Here is a 20901-nt window from a genome sequence, read left to right as displayed (position 1 = left end):
CGAATGGATGTCTGTGTCTGGCAGCCGGTATCTTCTTTGCCTCTGAATATGCTTGGCATTGAGTATGTTAGTTAGACCTTCCAATCAATCTGAATGGATGGTTTTTGAAGTAGCTCTGTTGTTACTTTTCCTGGTGTATATGTATGAATCGGTTTATTCGCTGAGCTGTTATTAATCACTTGTTGAGGCTCTACTCGAATATCCACACTGCCGGGTTCAAATGAAACTTTGACACTGCCATAGGACGGGATGAACTTCACGTTTAAACTGCTATAGGGTTGTCTGAATGCTCTTTCGGCAAATGTCTGGATTGGATTTCCGCCGTTTTCAATTCTCATCATTTCACTGCCATCTTGTGCACGGCGAGCGATTCCATTGGTGACTTCTGAACGGGCATACTGGGCGACTTCTTCTGTACGGCGGGCGGCACTTTTTAAGTCCATATCTGCACGTGCTTGAGTCGTATCTATGGATAGTCTCGACTTTGTTGTGTTAATTATCATTTCGGCTTTTGGTTGTTGGATATCTAGTGTTGCTTTTGGTTGTTCTATTTGTTGGGTTGGTTGTTGGGTGGTCAAACCTAGTTGGGCTTTTGTTGTTGTTACTGACAGTTGTGGGATGTTCATTTTTCTCATCCTTTGAAAAAACGATCTTCCACATGGAAAGATCGTTTTTCTATTTTATCGTAAAAAGTCTACTAGAGACGGTTGGATAATACGAGAGCCGACAGAAAGCGCGGCACGATGGATTGATTCTAGTGTTAGCATTTCAGTGATTGCCTTTTCGTAGTCGATGTCTTCGTTTTCGCTCATTTGTTTTTTTGCAGAGGCTTCTTGAGATTCTAAGCGATTCCCCATCATTTCAACACGATTTTGGCGTGCACCGATGTCGGCACGTGTTGTTAGTACTTTGTCCATGTTGGCGTCGACTTGTGCGATTGCAGCACTAAAGTCAGTGGTGGTATTAAATGTGGCGAACATATCATCAATGCCTTTGAAGAGTGCCGCCGCATCCGTATTTACGTTTAATGAAACGCCATCGAACACTTCAATTTCTACGCTTTTAGAGAATGCTGGATCCGTTTCATAGTCAGTACCATTGTGGAGTGGCGATGCGGTCTTCGTTCCGCTAAATATATACTTATCCCCAACTTTTGTATTGGCCATGTCTTGAATATGCTTTCGTAGCTGATCAAGTTCACTTTGTACCTTTTCTTTGTCTTCTGGCGTCATTGTGCCATTCGCAGCACTTGTCACAAGTTCCTTCGCACGGTGCATCGCTTGTCCAACTTTATCTAGCGCGTCATCCGAACTGTCAAGGTAGTTGTTGACTTCACCTAAATTACGTTGGTATTGAGCGACTTTGTCGACTTGCATGCGGTAGCCCATGCCTTTCATGGCGACGACGGGATCATCTGACGGACGATTAACTTTTTTTCCCGTATTAAGCTGATCTTGTAGTTTGCCCATATTATTGTAGCTCGTGGAAAGGTTCCGTAGCATATTATTGGATAGCATTGATTGAGTTACGCGCATTTAGTTGTTGCTCCTTTCTTACATTCCTACTCGGCCCATGCCATTGATGATCTTGTCGAGTGTTTCGTCGACGACGGTTATCATGCGTGCGGATGCGTTGTAGGCTTGTTGGAATCTGATCATGTCTGTCATTTCTTCGTCTAGTGAAACGGAGCTGATGGAGTCACGGCGGTTTGCAACGGCACCTAGTAATGTTGTTGTATTGAATGTCATTCGTTCAGCTTGTCGGCCATCTACACCTAGTTGCCCGATAACGCCTTGGAAGTAGGTTTGGATTGTTGAACCTTCAAGGGCATCCAATTTTGCAAAAAGAACATCGCCAAGTTTCTTCGCGTTCTTGCCGTTACCTTCTTCAGTTCCAGTAGAATCTGATGCAGCGAGTTTGCTGGGATCTTTCGCGAGGGCATCAGATACAACTATATTCCCAGCTGTAAATGGACCAGGACCTTTTGTATCAAAGAAGTTTCCGCCTTTGACGCCATTTATATCTGTTCCACTTGTATGGACGATGTTCATTTGATCACCAAAGGCAGCGGCCATTTTGTTTAACTCTGCAATCATTTTTGGGTACATGCCTTTGTCGTCTGAAGTTCCATATGAATTCATCAACGATTTCAATTTCCCTAGATTCAGTAAGTTTGTATGTTCAACAAGCTGTTTTGTTCCATCTATTTTCGTAATATCTATTCCACTGATTGGTAGATTGTTCTTGGTAGCATCTTCTACAAGCGCTCTTGGATTCGTTTCTAAAGTCGCAGATTTGTCCCCTTGAACAAGCACAACAGGTGTACCATTAATTTTCATGGAGACTGTCACTGATCCTTCAGCAATCGCTAAAGCTCGTCCACCTGAGGGTTCGTAGCTCGTTTCAATCGGGAAGTAGCTAGATAGTTCATCCAAAAGAGTATCCCGTGCATCGTATAAGTCATTCGGTAAATAGCCGTTCGGTTCGACTTGTTTAATTTGTGCATTTAGCTCTGAAATCTGTATAAGGATAGAGTTGACTTGACCAGCCGATACATCAATTTCTTTTCCTAGGTTTGTCTGGATTTCGGTCAATGATTTGTGCATGTAGTTGAACGAATCTGCAACTGCCTGACCGTTTTGTACGACGACTGCGCGTGCACCGCCGTTTTCTGGGTTGACGGCAAGGTCTTGCAGCGATTGCCAAAACTCGCTGAGTGATTTCTGCAGTCCGTATGCGGAAGGCTCGTTCATGACGTCTTCCATTTGAGAAATCGCTTTTGTTTGAGAATCCCAGTAACCAAGTTTGTTGGATTCCTGTCTATACTGCTGATCAACAAAGCCATCACGGATACGTTGGATAGACCCAGCTTGAACACCAGTCCCCAAGAATCCAGGCATTGTGCCGGCACTTAGACCGACGCCTGGGAATCCTGCTGTTGCTTCCATATTGACACGCTGGCGTGAGTAGCCAAGTGTGTTGGCGTTACTGATGTTGTGCCCTGTTGTATAGAGCGCGGATTGTTGTGTGAACAAGCCGCGTTTACTTGTTTCAAGTCCCATAAATGTAGACATTAGTTTCCCCCCTCAGGCATTTGTATCAAAGGTTGTTTGTTTAGTTGATAGTTTGTTTCCATTAATTTCTGTTTTTGAGTAGTTGGTTGATTCCGGACGCGGTCGGACGATGTCCAGCGACAAATTCACGAATTGAAGGGACTGGTAGGTCAACTTCTGGTTCAGATCATTTTGCCATTTCAAGTCGTGAATTGCGTGCAGGAGACGGTCCCTCGCCTCCTCAAGGCTTTCCTTGTCCGCTTCCGGTACGACGTCGAGCAAGTCTGTGACGGTTGGATTGAGTGATGCTGATCGTCCTTGATCAGCCAAATACTGCGCCACATCCCGTTGTCTGAGACCGTCCATTTGGATGATAGCAGCCAAATGAGATTGCTCATCTTTCAACAATTGGTCGAGTCCTTCCATGTCCCCGTTTTTGATAACTGCCGTCTTGTCGTAAGCAATCCGGAGCAGGCTTCTATGAAGTTTTTCCAGGTTGTTAAGTGACGTCAGGATGGTTGTGATAGACATGTTTTTTTCCTACTTTCATAATCAGTCAGTATTTACGGTTTAAAGTACTTCACCAAGTTGGAGGCGAGCTGTTCGGGATTGACTTCGTACGTTCCAGCTTGGACTTGCGCTTTTAATTCTTGGATACGCTCATTGCGCCCCGCTGTAAATGTGGAAGTTTCCGAAAGTTTTTTTGCTTCGGATGAAATTTCGAGTTTATCGGTTTTCATTTTCGCTTGCTGTTCGGACTTTTCTGCTTTTACCTGGTTTGCTTTGTATGGATTAATAGCAGGTACATTAAATTTTTGGATTTTCATTTGTTCTCGCTCCTTTCGTTAGTAGCTTATGCACTAAGTTATGCTCTATTCTTTACTTCGGCATAAATTATTAAACGTTTAGGGTCTTTCGTAAAGAAAAGCGGAAGGCGCCGTTCAGCCCCGACAGGCATAAGTCGATCTAGCGACGTGGCGCACTTTGCCACATAGCTGGATTGCTTTCAAGGAACGTAGCCTAAGTACGCCGCGTCCTGCGGCAATGGCTGCGTGACTCACATCCTGTGAGCCTCCGATGGGCTGGCGCCTGTAGCTAGACATGATAAGAAAAAACCGGTCAGTCCGAAATACTGCCGGTTGTTTCTTATTTTAGTCTACGATCTGTATGGTAGGTTGCTTTTTCATTTGCATTGACCGCTTCCCTGAATTCCTGCACTGCTTCAAACGTTTTAAGGTCATTTTTCAGATCAGCTGTACAATCAACGCACAGTTTTCCTGCGATAGTAAGCTTGCCGCAATTGTCACACGGATAACCTAGATTCGGAAATAGTGCTGGTTGGAGTCGGCCTTTTCGGACCCATTGGTGAAGTAGTGTTTCAGTCACGCCTGTCACTTCAACAATCCGTTCAATTGTTGCCGCCCGGTTTTCACGACGTCTCAAAAAACGATAGACTTCTTCATACATTTTCTCTTCATTCCCGGCGCACTTCGCGCAAACGTCTCGTAAACCTGTAAAGTTAAAAAAGTCGCCACATTTCGGACAGTCTCGTAGTTCAGCCATCTTATTCATCTCCTATTAATTCATTACTCTGCTCGGATTAGTGTAACCGCTTCGACATGTGTGGCACCTGCTTGTTTTAACGCAGTTGCCGCATGGCGCAGCGTAGTACCGGTTGTATAGATATCATCTACTAGTATGTACGTGCCAGGTTGGATTGCTGTTCCAGGTTTCATCTTGAATAAAGACTCCATCGCCAGACGCTCCGCCCTCGATTTCTCGCCCATTGCTTCAGTACCTATTTTTTCAAGTATATCCGCAAACGGAATACATGCACTTTTCAACAGTTCTTCAACATGAGAAAATGTCCGCTCAATCCTTTTTTCTGGATGCATCGGGATTGGAATGATTGTTGCATTCCCTTTTAAGAGGGTATGCAGTTCATTCGCGAAGACGCTTGCTAATGCAACGTCTTGAAGGAATTTGTATTGATGCAGGTATTCTCGCATTGCTTCGTTGTATGTGTAAAGTGAAGTAATTTGATCCAACATAGTATCTACTTCTTTTATGTCGGCACGTTTGAAATTTTTTGAACAGTCTTGGCAAATTTCTGTTTGTTTTTCGAGTGCGAGTAACGTTTTCCAGGACGATTTTTGTGCGATCGGCGTTTCACAGAGCAGGCAGCTGTTCATATGCGGACACTTCCTTTATTCAACTGAATGATTTCGTTTTTCGCTTCGTCCATTGAATAGGTGATGCCATGATGGAATAGGACGTAATCGCCTGACGGATGTTGCGCAGAACGCCCGACACGCCCGCCAATTTGGATAAGTGCACCTTTGTTGAATAGGAGCTGTTCCGCTCCGACGACGGCGACTTGAACATTCGGGATTGTGATGCCACGTTCTAGGATTGTTGTGGTGAGAAGGCCCGGAACTTCTTTGCCCCGCAGCGCTTGAACATGTTCTTTTCTATCAGGATGGGCAGCATGGACGGCGTGGATACGTGCGTCTAGCTGTTGGAATAACGGTTCCGCTTGTTCCATGAGGCCTATGTGATGGAAAAAGATGAGAAACGGTTCTTGCCGCTTGAGCCGCTCAGCTGTCCAATTGGCGAGCTTTTTGGGTAGTTTCCCTTTTTGGATATGCTTTGAGTAATTCCATAACGTCTCATACCGCGGAACTGGTAATGGATGTCCGTGGTAGCGGCGGTCGATGGTTGAGACTTGTCCTGTTCGTTTGATGGCCGCTAGGAGTTTGTCCGATGGTGTGGCCGTGACAAAATGGATGGGTGCTCCGGGTTTCGCTGCTTTTTGAACCGCTCGTCTCAATGTCTCCTCGGCTGTATAGGGGAAGGCATCTGCTTCATCGACAAAAATGGCATCGAAAGCGTGACGGAATCGGTATAACTGATGGGTCGTTGCGAGAATGAGTTGGGGTGAGGATTCTGTTGTTGACTTCGAGCCACCGTATAACGCTTCGATTACTGTCTGCGGAAATGCTGCGCGCAGGCGTGGTTCGAGTTCAAGAATGACGTCGACGCGGGGTGCTGCGATGCAAACCCTTTTTCCTTCTGTTAGCAGTTTATGGATTGGTTCGAACAGGATTTCTGTTTTTCCAGAACCACATACGGCATGGATGAGATGCGGGATGCATTTTATATTACTGTGTGTCAGTTCGTCTGCTGCTTGCTGTTGGCGCGGTGTCAGTGTACCTTGCCAGGCGATTATGTGAGCTGTCGGATAAGTCGGTGGTTCTGCGTTCCAGATGATGAGTTCCGTGCATGTTGAAACACGCCCCATTTTGAGGCAGTGTCTGCAATAGGTGCAAGGGCCTTCGCATTTTGCGCAGTCGAATGTTGTGAAGCGAGCTTGTGTGTCGTTTTCACATCGGTTGCAGAAGTGCAGTGGTTGATTTGTGTATGTCTTCGAGGTTTTGATGCCCTGGATGGTTTTGATATGTTCTAATGCGATGTGTTCGTCAATTATTCCGATTGGAAAAGGGGTGTGCGAGCGAAGCCAAATACGGCCAGCTAGGAAGTCCCTAACTGACGCATCGAATGTAGTGGTCATTTGCAACACCTCCAATACGTTCCTTTTTAAAGCGTTCGCCGTTTCACCCATCCAAGTCCCATCGATGCTTCCCCGAGATGCGTGCCGATGACGGGTCCAAAGTGGCTGATGGTGAATTTGACGTCTGGTAGTTGATCTGAAAGTGCCGCGTGCCATATTGCGGCATCTTCAGGTCGGTTAGCATGAATGATTGCCGCCTCTAGTGGCATTTTTGCTGCGTCTTCCGCTAGCATGTCTACAATCCGTTTCATCGCTCTTTTACGTGTGCGGATTTTTTCATACGGGACAATTACTTTGTCCTGGAAGTGGAGGATTGGCTTCACTTGAAGAAGTCCGCCAATCAACGCTTGTGCAGCGGAAAGTCTACCGCCCCGTTGCAGATGTGTCAGGTCATCCACCATGAAATAAGCGCGCATAGTCTTTTTCATGTCATTTAGCTCAGCAATAATTTGGTCTGGTGTCGCTCCTTCTTTGGCAAGTTCTGCCGCACGGAGTACGTAAAACCCTTGTAAATAACAGGAGATTTCCGAGTCAAATGTGTATACCTCGATGCCTTCCACCATCTTGCCGGCTTGCTCCGCACCTGCATATGTGCCGCTAATACCACTCGACAAATGGATGGAAATGACTGCGTCGTTGGTGTCTTTTAGCGACTCGAACAGTTCAATGAATTTGCCAATTGGCGGCTGTGATGTCTTTGGTAACGGACCATCCCCGCGTACTTTATCGTAAAAATCGGTTGAACGAATATCAATTTCTTCATCGTAAATTTCGCCGTTAAGTGCAACTGCTAGTGGAATCATATGAATGTCCAATTCTTCCATTAGAGCTGCGGGTAAATATGCCGTGCTATCCGTAACAATTGCTGTTTTCAAGTTAAGATCAGCTCCTCCCCCTATTCTACCTAAATTGAGGTGAAATGGGAATGTGCAAGTGTGATGTATTGGGAATTGAGTACAAGTATAATGCTTTTATAATGTATTCCCATTGAATCCGCTTCTGCGCTCGGGGATGCCTCCCGCCCTAAGCCAAGCAGCTGCGCCGCCAGTCTTAGGGCTTCGGCTACCCCTTTTAAGGCGCCTTCGCTTAGTTGATACAAGAATCATTCGTTTAAGGTTGCAGTTTCGTAGGCAAAAACAAGAATGCCACTGCAATCGCCACCAACAAAAAAAGTAACCGCCTTCTCCTCATCAGGATTGTAGGTGGTTACTCTTTGAACTAAACATCTAGTACTTCCTTAGATAACGGGAATTATGCATAAAAAGTAGTCTGAGGTTCTAGCATAGTCACACATTTCACCGTACTGAGTGCTCGCAATGCTACGAAAGTAGTAAAGTTAATCCCCCGACCTTTCGTACACTTAGATCTGGGAGTTATATTTTAGTGCTGCAAACTTTGTGTCCAACGATGTGCTTCTACCGTACATCTGCTCAATTCCGCTTGTGTTATTCCCATATCGGTGATCAGTTGCTCGATACGTTGCCAGTCAAAGCGTTCAACGGCTATAGCAAGTTGAAGATACGGCGTGATTTCTGTCCGCTCTCCTTTTACTGTAAGTGCTACTTCATCAGACAACGGAATGAGTTGCAAGATTTCATCCCAGTCACGCATCATGATGGCGTCAATTAGTGAAAACATGCCCGCGAAGAAGTATTCTTCAGGATTTTTCTTGCCGTCCTGTTTCGCGAGGAGCTCACATGTTTTGGCCCGCGTCAGCGAGTAATCAGCAAGCGCTTGTGTGCGACCATTCCCCGGTCCTTGCCCTATCTCACGCAAAGCAAGGACTTGTACCCATCTTTTCGTTTCACGCAATCCGATAAGAACGATGGCTTGTTTGATGGAGCTAATCCGCTTCGGCACTCCGAACGCAAGGGTGTTGATGAGCCTCAGTAATTTATAGGACAGTGAAATATCGTGCATGAGGAGCTCCGTGATAGCATCGATATTTGGTGGTTCGGTATGGAGCCGCTCGATTATTTGGAAATGAAGACTAACATTCGATGGGATTTCGTTTCCTGAGACAATTTCCGGTTTGGAGAAGAAATAACCTTGAAATAATTTGTAGCCTGATGCTTTTGCCACCTTGAATTGTTCTTCCGTTTCAATTTTTTCGGCAAGCATTATGATTTCAGGATACTGTTTAATGAATTTCTCGATTTCAACACGCTCGACTGGCGTTGTATCTAAATAGTCGACCTTGACGAAATCGACGACTTTAAACAATTCACTATGTACACTGTACTGTTCTTGCAGGATAAAATCATCTAATGCTATTTTAAAGCCTGCCCCTTTCAATAGCCGCAATTTAGTTAGGAGTGAGGGGGTAATCTCAACGTTTTCCAACACTTCAATGACGACTTTTTCAGGGTCAAGGCTTGCAAAAATATCTTGAGCAAGTAATTCACCTGTAAAATTAATGAATGACAAATTGTCCCCCGCTACTTTGTCGATTCCTATTGTTAGGAATGTATTAACGAGTAAGCTAATTGTCGCTTGTTCAGGATTCACGTTTGGGAAAAAGTTTTTATGGCTGTTTCTATAGAGCAGTTCATACCCATAGATATCGCCATTTTGGTCCAATATTGGCTGTCTGCCAACGAATATATTTGTATCGTTCATAAAATCCACCTCATTTCTTGTAGTATAGCAAAACACCGTTATTTTACCACTATAATTATAAATAAGTACTCTAGTTGTTGATATAAAAAACCTATTGAATTGTGACGGCAATTGATAGCGAGTAGCGCCTTCGCTCAGTTTCTATAGATATTCATTTGTTCATCTTATCTATCAATTAATATAGCAACACACCCTGAATAATGGTATGTTCTAGTTATCAGGTTTTATTCGAGGAGGGTTTTTAAATGGAAGCAATCCATTATGAACAAAAGGGAAATCTCGCTTTCGTGACGCTCGATCGTCCGGGAACGATGAATGCATTTAACTACGATATGTTAGTTGAGCTGGGACAAATTACAGAGTCAATCCGCATCAATCCAGATATCCGCGTCATTATTTTCACGGGTTCTGGTGATCGTGCCTTTAGCGTTGGCGCTGATCTAAAGGAACGAAAAACACTTACGGACCTGCAAGTGAAGCGCAATCTTTACAAAATTGGTGAAGTGTTCTCGGCGATTGAGAACTTGCCACAACCAACAATTGCGATGATGAACGGTTTTGCATTCGGGGGTGGCATGGAACTTGCGCTTGCTTGCGATTTCCGGATTGCGGCTGACACGGCACTTATGGGGTTGACGGAAACAGGGCTTGCGATTATTCCAGGAGCCGGTGGAACGCAGCGTCTTCCGAGGTTAATTGGCGAAGCGAAAGCGCTTGAACTGATTTTGACAGCACGCAGAATGTCAGCGGCCGAAGCGCTTAGCTATGGTGTCCTCACGAAAATTGCAACGCCGGAAAATCTTGTTCAGGAAACAGCCGCCTTTGCGGATTCAATCCTTGCGAATGGCCCAATTGCCTTACAACAGGCGAAATTTGCGATTAAACACGGCATGAATGTAGACTTACAAACGGGACTTGCGATTGAACGGAAAGCGTACGAACTCACGATTCCGACTGAAGACCGCATTGAAGCGTTGAATGCATTTTCTGAGAAGCGCAAGCCTGTTTTCAAGGGGAAATAAGTAAGTATAGAGTGTTTCGGCGGGGATTAAATCTACTCTTATAACTAGTTATACGATGAATAAAAGCCTGTCGCTCCCCAGTGGAATGACAGGCTTTTGGCTGCTATACAGGTAGTTCAGAAGTAGCGAGGTTCATCGCTGCGCAGCGCGGGTTTTTTGAAACAAATGTTGCTGCTTTTGTGACGATTAGTATAATATTCGTAGCACCTTGACGATCCGCTACATGCTCCGCCCTGACATATGGTCCATATTCCTCGTTGGTAATATAGCGCGGAGGTAATTCATTAAGCGAGATTGCCATGATATCGTTAAAGCATCGCTCACAAAGACAAGTCAGTTGCAGTTGGTCTTTGTATTGCATCAATACATCGCGAACGACTTCTTCCATAACATTGTAAAGGGCCATTTTCTCACGCTCCAGTTGTTATGGATATGTTTCGTCAACACTTCCATATCCATCATTTACCACTGAGTATATCATTTCCCCAATGGATTATCCTCGGCTAAATGACCTAATGAATTCCTTATTTGTTTGTATCCACTACGTACGGTCGGGGGTGAGGGTGAGTCCTAGTGCCTGGTTGGAGGGGTAAAGATTAAAGGAGAAGGCTAGTTCGCAAAATTAAAGACAAGTAATTCTACATGATGATTTATTACATCAAATCTTATGTATTCTTATTGAAATAACCTGGCCTGTTAGTTGAAGAAAGCTAAATAGAACATGCTACCAACTATTATCAAAAGAATGAGTATTCCTGTACCTTTCCATCCTAGACCCCCAACTAAATCTTGAAGTCCACCCCCCTGAAAACTTCCTCCAGGGTTTCTTCTTAATTCTTCTTGTCTCAATCTTTCTCTTATTTTTTCAGGACTTTCTTTTTTGTTCAATGAAAACACCACCTCTACATTTTTTCATTCTGAAAATCATGTTCACTATTGAACTAAACACACCGTTAGTTGAAGAACAAACAAGAAGTATTTTATCTTTGTTATTATACACCATTTACCCTATAATTTCGGTGAATATTATCTATATTCAAAATAAAAGCTGAACTAAAAATCTAATTTTAGTTCAGCTTTTATTTTATTCATTATAATGTTACACATTCTATAGAAATCTTGTTATATATAAGTTTTCGCTTTAACTCTTGACTTTTAATAAAACTGGATGCCTTCTCCTTTTTTATTTGATGAAAAATGCAAGTATCATGCCCATGACAGTTAATGAAACGATATGGTAACCTGAGCTAATGAAAAAGAGTATATACTTTCGTCCCTCGAAAAAGGTGGGCGATAATTCTCGTGCGCTTGCAATACCGGCACCCGCTAAGAATCCAATTAGTGCTCCCCCACCAACTGTCACTGAATCTAACATTGTGATAACTAGCGATAAGATGATTGCTGTAATAATGCCAGCAAGTGTCGTAAGTCCGTATCCGATATTCGGGTTGCTTGTATGCAGTTCTTCAGGCGTCTTGCCGAGGCTTTTCATCCAAACATTGGCGAAGAGTACGGGTGAATACCAGAGTGCCCCGATAATCATATTTGCGACGACGGCAAGTATAATTGCTAAAATACTAATTTGTGATAAGTCCATTTGTTATTTTCCTCCTATAGGTAATGTAGTAGATCGATTGTACCATGATGAAGAAGTCTTTCGCATTAAAAAAAAAGAGAGTCTAATGCACTCTCCTAATCACTCCCCCCGGCGCCAATCCTTTCATCAAAAAGCGAACTGTCGAGTCGACCTCCGCTTCGTCATCCCAATCGGCATCAGGTAAAATAGCATATCGGGTCACGAAGTAGCCGATGATTGTCGAGCCCGTTAAGCGAATGACGGTATCGATGGGCAGATTGATAATTTGCCCTTTTTCCTGGTAATGGTCAATAATTTGCCTAAGCCGTGTAAAGACTTTGCTGCCGACATGCTCCATGAATTGCTCTTTAAGTTCTGGATGAAAAGGAATTTCCTGAATGAATATTTTAATGATTTTCACATTGTTCTTTAAGAACTTTCTACGATTGTCGATCATTGCTCTTATGAAATCTTCAAATGTCTCATGGTCATGATTCAGTACTTTATTGATATCCTTTATTATAATTGGCGCCATCAGCTTGATCATCATTGGTGTGACAATGGACATCAGTAACTCTTTTTTCGTTTTATAATGTCTGAAAATCGTTCCTTCGGCTACTCCGGCCTTTTGAGCGATTTCCTTTGTGGACGTGGCAGAATACCCTTTTTCAGCGAATGATTCAATCGCGGCAGCTAGTATTTTCTTTTGCCGCTCTGTTAAATCACCTTCATGATTAAACATTTCCTCTATCATTTGATCCTCTTTTGTCATACTGAACTCCCTTTTCGTCAATCATTTCTGTTAGATTTTGCGGTATTTTCGCAGGGCCAGGATGTTAATTGCGATAAACAATAAAGAGAATCCTGCTAACGCAAAAATATCCATGTAAATTGCACCCCATCCATAGCCTCTGACCATTATGTCACGTAATGCATCCGCCGCGTAATACAATGGCGTGAATGGGCCAACCCAGCTAAGCCACTTCGAGATGGTATCCAAATTGAATAAGCCGGAAAAGAAGATTTGTGGGACGACAATGATTGGGATGAACTGCATCATTTGAAGTTCATTATTAGCAAATGATGATAGTAAAATACCAAGCGTCAGCGCTGTTAGAGCGAGCAGCAAGGTGATCAGTAATACATAGCCGAATGCCCCTTCCATCATCATTCCGAGCACATAAATCGCATAAGCGGCAATAATTGCCGATTGAATCATCGTGAAAATCCCGAAGCCAACTACATAACCCATGACGATTTCCCATTTGCGTAAAGGGCTCGCGAGTAGACGTTCAAGCGTGCCTGTTGTCCGTTCCCGTAAGAACGATACGCCCGCAATTAAGAAGACGAAGAAGAAGACGAAAAATCCTAGAAGAACGGGTCCGAAATAGTCAAACGTTCCCATGTCGCTAGAGCCGTGTAAGTAATCGATTGTTAACTTCGGACTATGACCGATTTCCTGTCCAGTCGGCATTGCTTGTTGAAGCCATTTCATCGTGGCGCCTGCAACGCTCGGGTCACTTCCCTCCAAAACGACAGTGGGCGCGTTGTTTGCAAATGTTAAGTAGCCATCTATCATTCGATCGGCTAAATCAGCCTTCGCGCTTTTTTCGTCACTATATGTTGTGATATCCGCCCCTTCTACATTCATCTGTTCCACAACTGCAGTGGGGACATCGACGAAGCCTATTTTCGGGGTATAATCTCCTCCGTTAAACACGAGGTGGAGCATCGTCAACACAAGGATTGGCGCTATGATAAGCAATCCCATTGTTCGTTTGTCTCGCACAATTTGTCGCAAGATTCGTTGTGTCAATGCGAAAACTCTCATTTATTGGCACCCCCGTAGACCAGGAAAGCTTCCTCAATCGTTGTTGTATTGGTCATTTCTTTTAATTCATCGGGCGTTCCGACCGCAATTAGACGTCCACCCCGAATCAATCCAAGTCGATCACATTTACCGGCCTCATCCATTACATGTGTCGTCACAATGATTGTCGTTCCATTTTGTTTTAATTTGTAGAAAGCTTCCCAAATACTTTTTCGTAAAACGGGATCAATGCCAACAGTGGGCTCATCGAGAATTAATATCTTTGGTTCATGAAGTAAAGCTATTGCTAATGAAAGCCGACGTTTCATGCCACCGGAGAAGTTGGATACTAACCTTTTTAAGTCACCAGAAAGTTGAACGAGCTCCATCACTTCTGCTATTCTACGTGTTTGTTTCTCACCTTTTAGACCATATAGACTTGAGAAAAATTGCAAGTTTTCTTTTGCTGATAGATCTTCATAGAGTGCATCCGATTGTGCCATATAACCGATGCTAGTAATTAATTTTAATGAAGGCATTTTCGTTTGGAATAAATATCTTTCCCCTGAAGTTGGTGTATCTAAGCCTGTTAATTGTTTAACTAATGTCGTCTTCCCTGCACCAGATGGACCCAGGAGACCAAAAATTTCCCCTTCGAAAATATCCAAGTTGATATCCTCTAACACACGGTGTTTCTTATAGCTTTTTGATACGTGACGAATTGATACACACATACTTAGTTGTTCCATCCTTAACACCCCTTTCGCGGTAGTGAGTGAGTACTCACTTTTATTATATGCTAGTCATTTGTTTTTAGTAAAGCGAGTAAGCAGTGCTGCTACACAAATAGTTGCCCATTCCTTAAATGAAGTAATTGATCGCTTCGATTGATGATTATGCTAGTGTTTAGGTCGTGCTTTTAATAACCCAAAGTAGCCATTCCAGTTTATGGAATGGATACTTTTTTCTATTCGTAAGTATTGGTTGGGTGAGCGAGCGTATGTCGCCTACGACCGAGCATATATCCCCTCAACCAATCATATCCGGTGCACGACCGAGCATATATCAGCTCAACCGATCATATCAGGTGCACGACCGAGCATATATCCCCTCAACCAATCATATCCGGTGCACGACCGAGCATATATCAGCTCAACCAATCATATCCGGTGCACGACCGAGCATATATCAGCTCAACCAATCATATCAGGTGCACGACCACCTCATGAAAGCCGGGATTCCCATTCTTCACGAAGGATACCCATCCGGATAGAATCGTAGTAAGTTCCATTCCAATAACGGACTTTCCGCAACCGCGCTTCCATCGTCATGCCCAGTTTTTCACCGACTTTAATCATACGCTCATTACCTGACCACGTCGTATAACCGACACGAACCAAAGGCATTTTATGGAATAAATGTTCAATCCACATCGTGAGCGCTTTCGTTCCGTAGCCGCCGCTCCAATACTGTGGCTCGTAAATGACAATTCCCATCTCCAGCCAAAGGGACGGCTTATGTTCCCAGTAATAACTAATCATGCCAATCAATTCACCATCCACTTCAATGCCCCAATAATCGTCCTGTGCAACGATTTTATCGCGTCTTTCCAGAAATGCTTCGTACGTCATTGTCTGATGCTCATAATAGGGGGCGTCCCACTTTTTCCATTCAGGGTTTTCATCTTTAAAACTCAATTCCCACATTCGTTGTAAATCCTGTTCTTTGATTGGACGTATTGTTACGCCCTCATTTGTATAACTCAATCATTTTCCTCCGAATCGATTATATAGCTCAACTTCAATCAGTGGTGTTTTTCCACTGATTGTTAGTTGAACTTATCGGGCATTTACGGGCAGTTGCCCCTCAACCGCTATTCCTTATAATGCCCACTGTCTTTATATGAGGGGCTTACTGCGCGTTAATGCGGGGCAGATATTTCGCGAACCAACCTGTAATCTCGTCCAATCTTGCAATGCGCAAGTTCGGTGTGCCAGTGCGCGATAAGTTATGATTTGCATCTGGGAAGCGAACAAATTCCGTTTCTTTCCCCATACTTTTTAATGTAATGTACAGTTGCTCAGCTTGTTCAATCGGGCAACGGAAGTCTTTTTCACTGTGTAATATTAACAACGGAGTCTCAACGTCTTTCGCATATTTCAACGGTGAATGTTCCCACAGCTTATCAACGTCGGTCATGTCAGCAACGATTTGCCAATCGCTAAAGTAGTAACCGATATCGGATACGCCAAAGAAACTAATCCAGTTCGAAATCGAACGTTGCGTGACAGCTGCTTTGAAACGATCCGAATGGCCAACGATCCAGTTTGTCATGAAACCACCGTAGCTCCCGCCCGTTACGCCAAGCCGGTCCGTGTCGATCCAGCTATTTTCTTTACTAACATAGTCAAGTCCAGCCATGATATCTTCGTAATCTCCGCCGCCATAGTCCCCGCGAACAGCATCTACGAATTCCTGGCTATACCCATGACTTCCGCGTGGATTAACATACAGTACGCCATATCCTTGCGCCGCCAATAATTGTAACTCATGGAAAAACGTATTCGCATACATGGCGTGCGGGCCACCATGAATTTCGACGATTAGCGGATAGGTGGACCCTTCGACGTAGCCCGCCGGTTTCATTAGCCAACCATGCACGTCCCAATTTGTCGCGCCTTTATAGACGATTGCTTCCGGTTCGACTAGTTCAACTTCCTCCAAATACGCAGCGTTAAATGAAGTGAGGGCTTGTCGTTCGCCAGTTGCAATTGTTTGCTTATACAGCTCGCCCGGATTGACTGCATTGCTAACCGCAACAAGTGCAAACTCGCCGTCAGCCGATAGATCATAGCCATATACATGTTCATTTTCAGGTGTTGCTGGGTATAATTCGCCTTCAAGTGACGCAAAGTACAGACGGATATCGCCCATTGTTGACAACTGGAAATACAGATAGTTGTCCTGTGTCCAAACTGCTGACGGCGCACCCGCTCCTTGCTGATGATCCGCAACTGCTGCATCCCCAACCGGTGCGTCGATGCTTTCCGTCAAATTCATGCGCATACCGTCTTCCATGTCATAAACGTACAAACTGCTATGCGTCGCGTTTTCGAATGTCCGGTTTGAACCAACGTATGCAATGTAGCGGTCATCAAAGGAAAATTGAGCGCCACCGAAATAACCCTCTTCATCGACAAGAACGGTTTCCTCTTTCGTTTCAACGTCTATAATAACTAGTGGTTGTCGGAATTCGAAATCCAACTTATCTTTACGATTGACGCCAATGATTAATTTCTTGCCGTCATGCGATATCGCCTGCAATCCATGCTGGAAATTCCCCTCTGTGAACTGCGTTACCTCTCCCGTTCCGATATCGACAAGGCCGATTTGTCGGAATGCATCTTGCGGCAACAGACCCGCTCCGTCCATCCGGTATTTCATTGTTGTGACACGGTATGGTTCCGGCTTTTTCTTGTCGTCCTTTTCTTCTTTATCCGTGAACGTCTTGCCTTCTTTCACGACTGCGTCCACCCAAATTTTCTTGCCACACGGCGACCAAAGGAAACTCGACACGCCTTGTTCGAATGACGTCACTTTCTGCGCTTCCCCGCCTCTTGCCTGTAGGATGAACAACTGATTCTTCTCTTCGCGGTCCGATAAAAAAGCTATCTGCTTCCCATCGGCAGACCATTCGGGTGATGAAATCGTCCATTTGCCATGCGTCCACTGCGTCACTTCGTTCGATTCCAGATCTATGTGAAATAAATTCGCTATATACTTATTATCTTCCTCGTCAATATGCGTCTTCACAAACACCGCTTCCTTACCATTCGGCGCTAATTGCGGATCCGTCACAGACTGTAATTTGAATAGGTCAGCTACTTGCAGTTTACGTGTCCCCATTGCTAATTCCCCCTTATTTCTTCTCTATCTACTTGTTTCGACATTCGTAACAGTTTCCCTTTTTTCATGTCAATAAAAAATGATCTCATTGTGTGGCGAAGGAGATCTGTTGTGGAACTATGGTGCTAACTGCGAAACTATCATGAAAATCCCACTAACAATCAGCTCCCTACATGAAACCTCTCATCCGAAGCTACCCATTCGCCTATATACACCGATTGTGGCCGAAAAATGGTGTTATCACTTAACTGTTCAATCGCATGCGCTGTCCAGCCAACAATTCTTGATGCACTAAACGTCGGTGTGAATAACTCCGGCGGCATTTCGATTGAACGCATGATTGCTGCGGCATAGTACTCGACGTTCGTATACAATTTGCGTCCCGGTTTATACTCTTCTAGCAAAGAAATAATTTCTTTCTCAGCTGACGTCGCCAGGTCCAACCAGTCATCTTCCCCCGACATACTGATGCATTTATCTCTCAACAATATCGAACGTGGATCTTCCGTTTTATAAATTCGGTGGCCAAATCCCATAATCCGTTCGCCGTTTTTCATTTTATCTTCAACAACTGAACGGATATTTCCCTGCGTTCCCATCTCTTCCAACAAATCAATGACACCCGATGGCGCGCCTCCATGTAACGGCCCTTTCATCGTTCCGATTGCCGATGTGATGGCAGATGTCAAATCCGATTCAGTCGAAATAGTGACACGTGCAGCAAAAGTCGATGCGTTCAATCCGTGTTCCATTGTTAATTTCAGATACGTTTCAAGCGCCTCAACTTGTACTTCATTTGGAACAACGCCCGTCAACATCCACAAATAATTCGCTGTGTGCGATAAAGTCGGATCCGCTTCAACGATTGATTGTCCTTGTTGATTTCGATAATGGCGCGCAATAATCACTGGAAGTGCCGCTGTCAAAACAATCGCCTGATCCTCGATTGTTTCATCTTTAAATTCAGTATATCCATAAGCAGAAACTGCCGTCCGCATCGCATCCATCAGTGGCATATCAGCAGGAAGTGCATCTATAATTGCGACAACATGTAGTGGGAGGTCTCTTCCTGCGATCATTTTTTCATCCAATAGGCGAAGATCATTTTCTTCTGGGAACACCCCAGTCCACATAAAATAAGCCACTTCTTCGAATGAATGCGCCGCTATAAGATCACCTACAGAAACACCCCTATATCGTAATTCTGCTTTTTCCCCATCGACCGACGCAATTTTCGTGTGCACCGCAATAACATCTTTCAACCCTTTTTGGAACATAATTATTCCTCCTTCTTTTCTTTAGTATAAGGCGGGGGTATAATTATGAAAATTGAATGTTTTTTATCAAATCAATTACCTTTATTAATCAAGAAAGGAGTCACTTAATGGATTACCAATGGCTCAAAACATTTATTGTCGCCGCAGAGACCTTAAATTTCCGTAAAGCTTCCGAGAAATTGATGCTATCCCAACCGAGCGTGACCGTGCATATTCGCCTTTTAGAGGAGCAACTTGGTACTAAACTTTTTGATAGGATGAACAACCGCGTCACTTTGTCAGATGCCGGCAAGTTTTTTTATCCTGAAGCTGTTCGACTTACCAAAGATGCGGACGCGAGTGTGAGTCGGATGCATGCGTTTTCACAAGGCTATCGCCGCAATTGGACAATCGCCATTTCACCGCTAATGGCCGAAACGATATTGCCCAATTTATTACGAACATTTATGGAACATCATCCTGATATCGAACTATCCATTCGCGTCGAAGAATCGGAAATGATTGAGCAGCTGGTCGACAATGGTGATGTACATCTTGGTATTTCAGCACTCGACGCCCAGTTCAAAAATATTGAATCGATTCTGATTTATAAGGACCCTATTTTATTCATCATGCCAACGGATTCATACGATGAGGAAAGCGGCCCCCCCATTGATGTCTCTGAGGAACTACAGAAAAACTACTTATTTACGCATCATCATCCCGTCTATTGGGACAACTTACTTTTCACTCTAGGCAAACATATTCCTGGCATCCGGACGATGAAAGTTACGCAAGCACACATCGCAAAACGGTTCATCCAGGAAGGATTAGGCGTCTCGTTCCTCCCTCATTCCATCGTTCGGCGTGAACTGATTGAAGGTAGACTTATGCAGCCACATTTTGCCCTATTCGAATTGCCAACCGTTTCGACATATATACTTGTTAAAAAGAAAGGCAAGCTTGAAGAGGAGTTCATCAATCAGATTTCTACTTATTATTTTGGGTAGATTATGCAATATCGCGTAAATCACGTAGGAACCGGACCCTTCACTGTCCAGTTTTTGCTATACTGAGAAGACTAGATAAGGGAGTGATTTTTATGCACGACGAAATCTTCCACAAGGTTCGTGAATTTAGTATAGAAAAACTAAAACCTGACTTCATTATTATTTTCGGATCTTACGCAAAAGGGATTACGCATAATGAAAGCGATATTGACGTAGCATTCTATCGCGAAGATAAGGTGTTCTCTGCTTACGAACTTTTTATGTTTGCGCAGCAACTTGCAGACATCATTGGCATTGAAGTCGATCTTGTCGATTTAAAAGAAGCATCCACTGTTTTTGCGACACAAATCTTTTCAACTGGAGAAGTCATTTATTCCAAAAATGAAAACCTACGAATGGAATTACACATGCGGACATATGGCATGTATGCAAAGCTCAACGAAGAACGACAACCGATTATCGATAAAATTATTGAAACGGGGTCAGTATATGGTGAATGATGTGATTCTGAATAAAATCAGTGTTATTGAAAGATGTATTGCAAGAATTAAAGATGTATACGCCGAAGATGCAAACAATTTAACGGATTTCACAAAGCAAGATTCCGTTGTTTTAAATATCCAACGTGCTTGCGAAGCGTGTATTGACTTAGCCATGCATATATCAGCTGCCAATAAATTCGGTGTTCCACAAAAAAGTAGAGAAGCATTCGAACTATTACACGCGAATCATGTAATTACTGAAGAATCCGCTGCCAATATGAAAGCAATGGTTGGCTTCCGCAATATCGCGGTCCATGATTACCAAACCATCAATACAAACATATTAAATGAAATTATTAAGAACCACTTAGGAGACTTCACTTCTTTCACAAAACAAATTCTTGCATATTAATCAAGCCAAAAACCCTCTCCTCCACGGGAGGCCGCTGAAAAAGTCCTCTATCAAAGTTGTGACTGAAAGTTTCCATTGAAATCACTTCGGCGCTTGCGGATGCCTCTCGCCATAAGCCAGGCAGAAAACCACTGCCAGTCTTATGGCTTCGGCTACCGCTGTAAGGCGCCTTCGCTGGATCTAC

Annotated in this window: 24 protein-coding genes; 4 read left to right on the top strand and 20 right to left on the bottom strand. The window is 43.8% G+C overall.

Annotation, left to right across the window (positions count from 1 at the left end; genetic code table 11):
• Positions 1 to 71 precede the first annotated feature (71 nt).
• From I2484_RS17510 to I2484_RS17465, 10 genes are all read right to left on the bottom strand, one after another.
• Positions 72 to 626, bottom strand: coding sequence for a DUF6470 family protein (locus I2484_RS17510; protein WP_207152355.1), 555 nt, complete (start codon positions 624 to 626; stop codon positions 72 to 74).
• Between the two features lie 54 nt (positions 627 to 680).
• Positions 681 to 1535, bottom strand: a complete 855-nt coding sequence (gene flgL, locus I2484_RS17505) for a flagellar hook-associated protein FlgL (protein WP_207152354.1) — start codon at positions 1533 to 1535, stop codon at positions 681 to 683.
• Between the two features lie 18 nt (positions 1536 to 1553).
• Positions 1554 to 3074, bottom strand: a complete 1521-nt coding sequence (gene flgK / locus I2484_RS17500) for a flagellar hook-associated protein FlgK (RefSeq protein ID WP_207152353.1) — start codon at positions 3072 to 3074, stop codon at positions 1554 to 1556.
• A gap of 12 nt (positions 3075 to 3086) precedes the next feature.
• Positions 3087 to 3584: a flagellar protein FlgN gene (locus I2484_RS17495; RefSeq protein WP_207152352.1), complete on the bottom strand. Its 498-nt coding sequence runs from the start codon at positions 3582 to 3584 to the stop codon at positions 3087 to 3089.
• Positions 3585 to 3616: 32 nt separating this feature from the next.
• Positions 3617 to 3880 carry a flagellar biosynthesis anti-sigma factor FlgM gene (gene flgM / locus I2484_RS17490; protein WP_207152351.1) on the bottom strand — a complete coding sequence of 88 codons (264 nt, stop codon included), beginning with the start codon at positions 3878 to 3880 and terminating at the stop codon, positions 3617 to 3619.
• Positions 3881 to 4199: 319 nt separating this feature from the next.
• Entirely contained in the window at positions 4200 to 4616 is a 417-nt protein-coding gene (locus tag I2484_RS17485) for a TIGR03826 family flagellar region protein (protein WP_207152350.1), read from the bottom strand.
• Positions 4617 to 4639: 23 nt separating this feature from the next.
• Positions 4640 to 5245 carry a ComF family protein gene (locus I2484_RS17480; RefSeq protein WP_207152349.1) on the bottom strand — a complete coding sequence of 202 codons (606 nt, stop codon included), beginning with the start codon at positions 5243 to 5245 and terminating at the stop codon, positions 4640 to 4642.
• On the bottom strand, positions 5242 to 6624 hold the full coding sequence (locus tag I2484_RS17475; protein ID WP_207152348.1) for an ATP-dependent helicase ComFA: 1383 nt from the start codon (positions 6622 to 6624) through the stop codon (positions 5242 to 5244). The genes I2484_RS17480 and I2484_RS17475 overlap by 4 nt, the downstream gene beginning before the upstream one ends.
• A 26-nt stretch (positions 6625 to 6650) precedes the next feature.
• Positions 6651 to 7499, bottom strand: coding sequence for a DegV family protein (locus tag I2484_RS17470; RefSeq protein ID WP_207152347.1), 849 nt, complete (start codon positions 7497 to 7499; stop codon positions 6651 to 6653).
• Between the two features lie 505 nt (positions 7500 to 8004).
• Positions 8005 to 9243, bottom strand: coding sequence for an EAL and HDOD domain-containing protein (locus I2484_RS17465; RefSeq protein ID WP_207152346.1), 1239 nt, complete (start codon positions 9241 to 9243; stop codon positions 8005 to 8007).
• A gap of 245 nt (positions 9244 to 9488) precedes the next feature.
• Between I2484_RS17465 and I2484_RS17460 the strand changes: the two genes are divergently transcribed.
• On the top strand, positions 9489 to 10265 hold the full coding sequence (locus I2484_RS17460) for an enoyl-CoA hydratase-related protein (protein ID WP_207152345.1): 777 nt from the start codon (positions 9489 to 9491) through the stop codon (positions 10263 to 10265).
• 103 nt (positions 10266 to 10368) lie between these two features.
• Here the strand turns inward: I2484_RS17460 and I2484_RS17455 are convergent, their stop codons facing one another.
• The 9 genes from I2484_RS17455 to I2484_RS17415 all read right to left on the bottom strand — a co-directional run bounded on the left by I2484_RS17455 (position 10369) and on the right by I2484_RS17415 (position 18834).
• Positions 10369 to 10671: a late competence development ComFB family protein gene (locus tag I2484_RS17455; protein WP_207152344.1), complete on the bottom strand. Its 303-nt coding sequence runs from the start codon at positions 10669 to 10671 to the stop codon at positions 10369 to 10371.
• 290 nt (positions 10672 to 10961) lie between these two features.
• Positions 10962 to 11153, bottom strand: coding sequence for a DUF6366 family protein (locus tag I2484_RS17450; protein WP_207152343.1), 192 nt, complete (start codon positions 11151 to 11153; stop codon positions 10962 to 10964).
• 295 nt (positions 11154 to 11448) lie between these two features.
• A complete protein-coding gene (locus tag I2484_RS17445) occupies positions 11449 to 11862 on the bottom strand; it encodes a DUF1761 domain-containing protein (RefSeq protein ID WP_207152342.1) in 414 nt (137 codons plus the stop codon).
• 82 nt (positions 11863 to 11944) lie between these two features.
• Entirely contained in the window at positions 11945 to 12613 is a 669-nt protein-coding gene (locus tag I2484_RS17440) for a TetR/AcrR family transcriptional regulator (protein ID WP_207152341.1), read from the bottom strand.
• Between the two features lie 30 nt (positions 12614 to 12643).
• Positions 12644 to 13672: an ABC transporter permease gene (locus I2484_RS17435; protein ID WP_207152340.1), complete on the bottom strand. Its 1029-nt coding sequence runs from the start codon at positions 13670 to 13672 to the stop codon at positions 12644 to 12646.
• A complete protein-coding gene (locus tag I2484_RS17430; protein ID WP_207152339.1) occupies positions 13669 to 14400 on the bottom strand; it encodes an ABC transporter ATP-binding protein in 732 nt (243 codons plus the stop codon). The genes I2484_RS17435 and I2484_RS17430 overlap by 4 nt, the downstream gene beginning before the upstream one ends.
• Positions 14401 to 14874: 474 nt before the next feature.
• A complete protein-coding gene (locus tag I2484_RS17425; RefSeq protein WP_207152338.1) occupies positions 14875 to 15417 on the bottom strand; it encodes a GNAT family N-acetyltransferase in 543 nt (180 codons plus the stop codon).
• 145 nt (positions 15418 to 15562) lie between these two features.
• Positions 15563 to 17557 carry a S9 family peptidase gene (locus tag I2484_RS17420; RefSeq protein WP_207152337.1) on the bottom strand — a complete coding sequence of 665 codons (1995 nt, stop codon included), beginning with the start codon at positions 17555 to 17557 and terminating at the stop codon, positions 15563 to 15565.
• 161 nt (positions 17558 to 17718) lie between these two features.
• Positions 17719 to 18834, bottom strand: coding sequence for a citrate synthase/methylcitrate synthase (locus tag I2484_RS17415; protein ID WP_207152336.1), 1116 nt, complete (start codon positions 18832 to 18834; stop codon positions 17719 to 17721).
• Between the two features lie 107 nt (positions 18835 to 18941).
• On the opposite strand from I2484_RS17415, the gene I2484_RS17410 reads away from it, so the two are divergent.
• The 3 genes from I2484_RS17410 (at position 18942) to hepT (ending at position 20717) form a co-directional block, all read left to right on the top strand.
• Entirely contained in the window at positions 18942 to 19823 is an 882-nt protein-coding gene (locus I2484_RS17410; RefSeq protein ID WP_207152335.1) for a LysR family transcriptional regulator, read from the top strand.
• A gap of 92 nt (positions 19824 to 19915) precedes the next feature.
• The gene (gene mntA / locus I2484_RS17405) at positions 19916 to 20323 is read left to right on the top strand and encodes a type VII toxin-antitoxin system MntA family adenylyltransferase antitoxin (protein WP_207152334.1); all 408 of its coding nucleotides are present in this window, start codon (positions 19916 to 19918) and stop codon (positions 20321 to 20323) included.
• Positions 20313 to 20717, top strand: a complete 405-nt coding sequence (gene hepT, locus I2484_RS17400) for a type VII toxin-antitoxin system HepT family RNase toxin (protein WP_207152333.1) — start codon at positions 20313 to 20315, stop codon at positions 20715 to 20717. The genes mntA and hepT overlap by 11 nt, the downstream gene beginning before the upstream one ends.
• Here hepT and I2484_RS17395 read toward each other — a convergent pair.
• A partial coding sequence (locus I2484_RS17395; RefSeq protein WP_207152332.1) for a hypothetical protein occupies positions 20692 to 20901 on the bottom strand: 210 nt, incomplete at its 5' end. The two genes, hepT and I2484_RS17395, sit on opposite strands and share 26 nt — an antisense overlap.

Source organism: Sporosarcina sp. E16_8 (assembly GCF_017347095.1).
GTDB lineage: Bacteria > Bacillota > Bacilli > Bacillales_A > Planococcaceae > Sporosarcina.
This window is presented reverse-complemented; position numbering and strand designations above follow the sequence as displayed.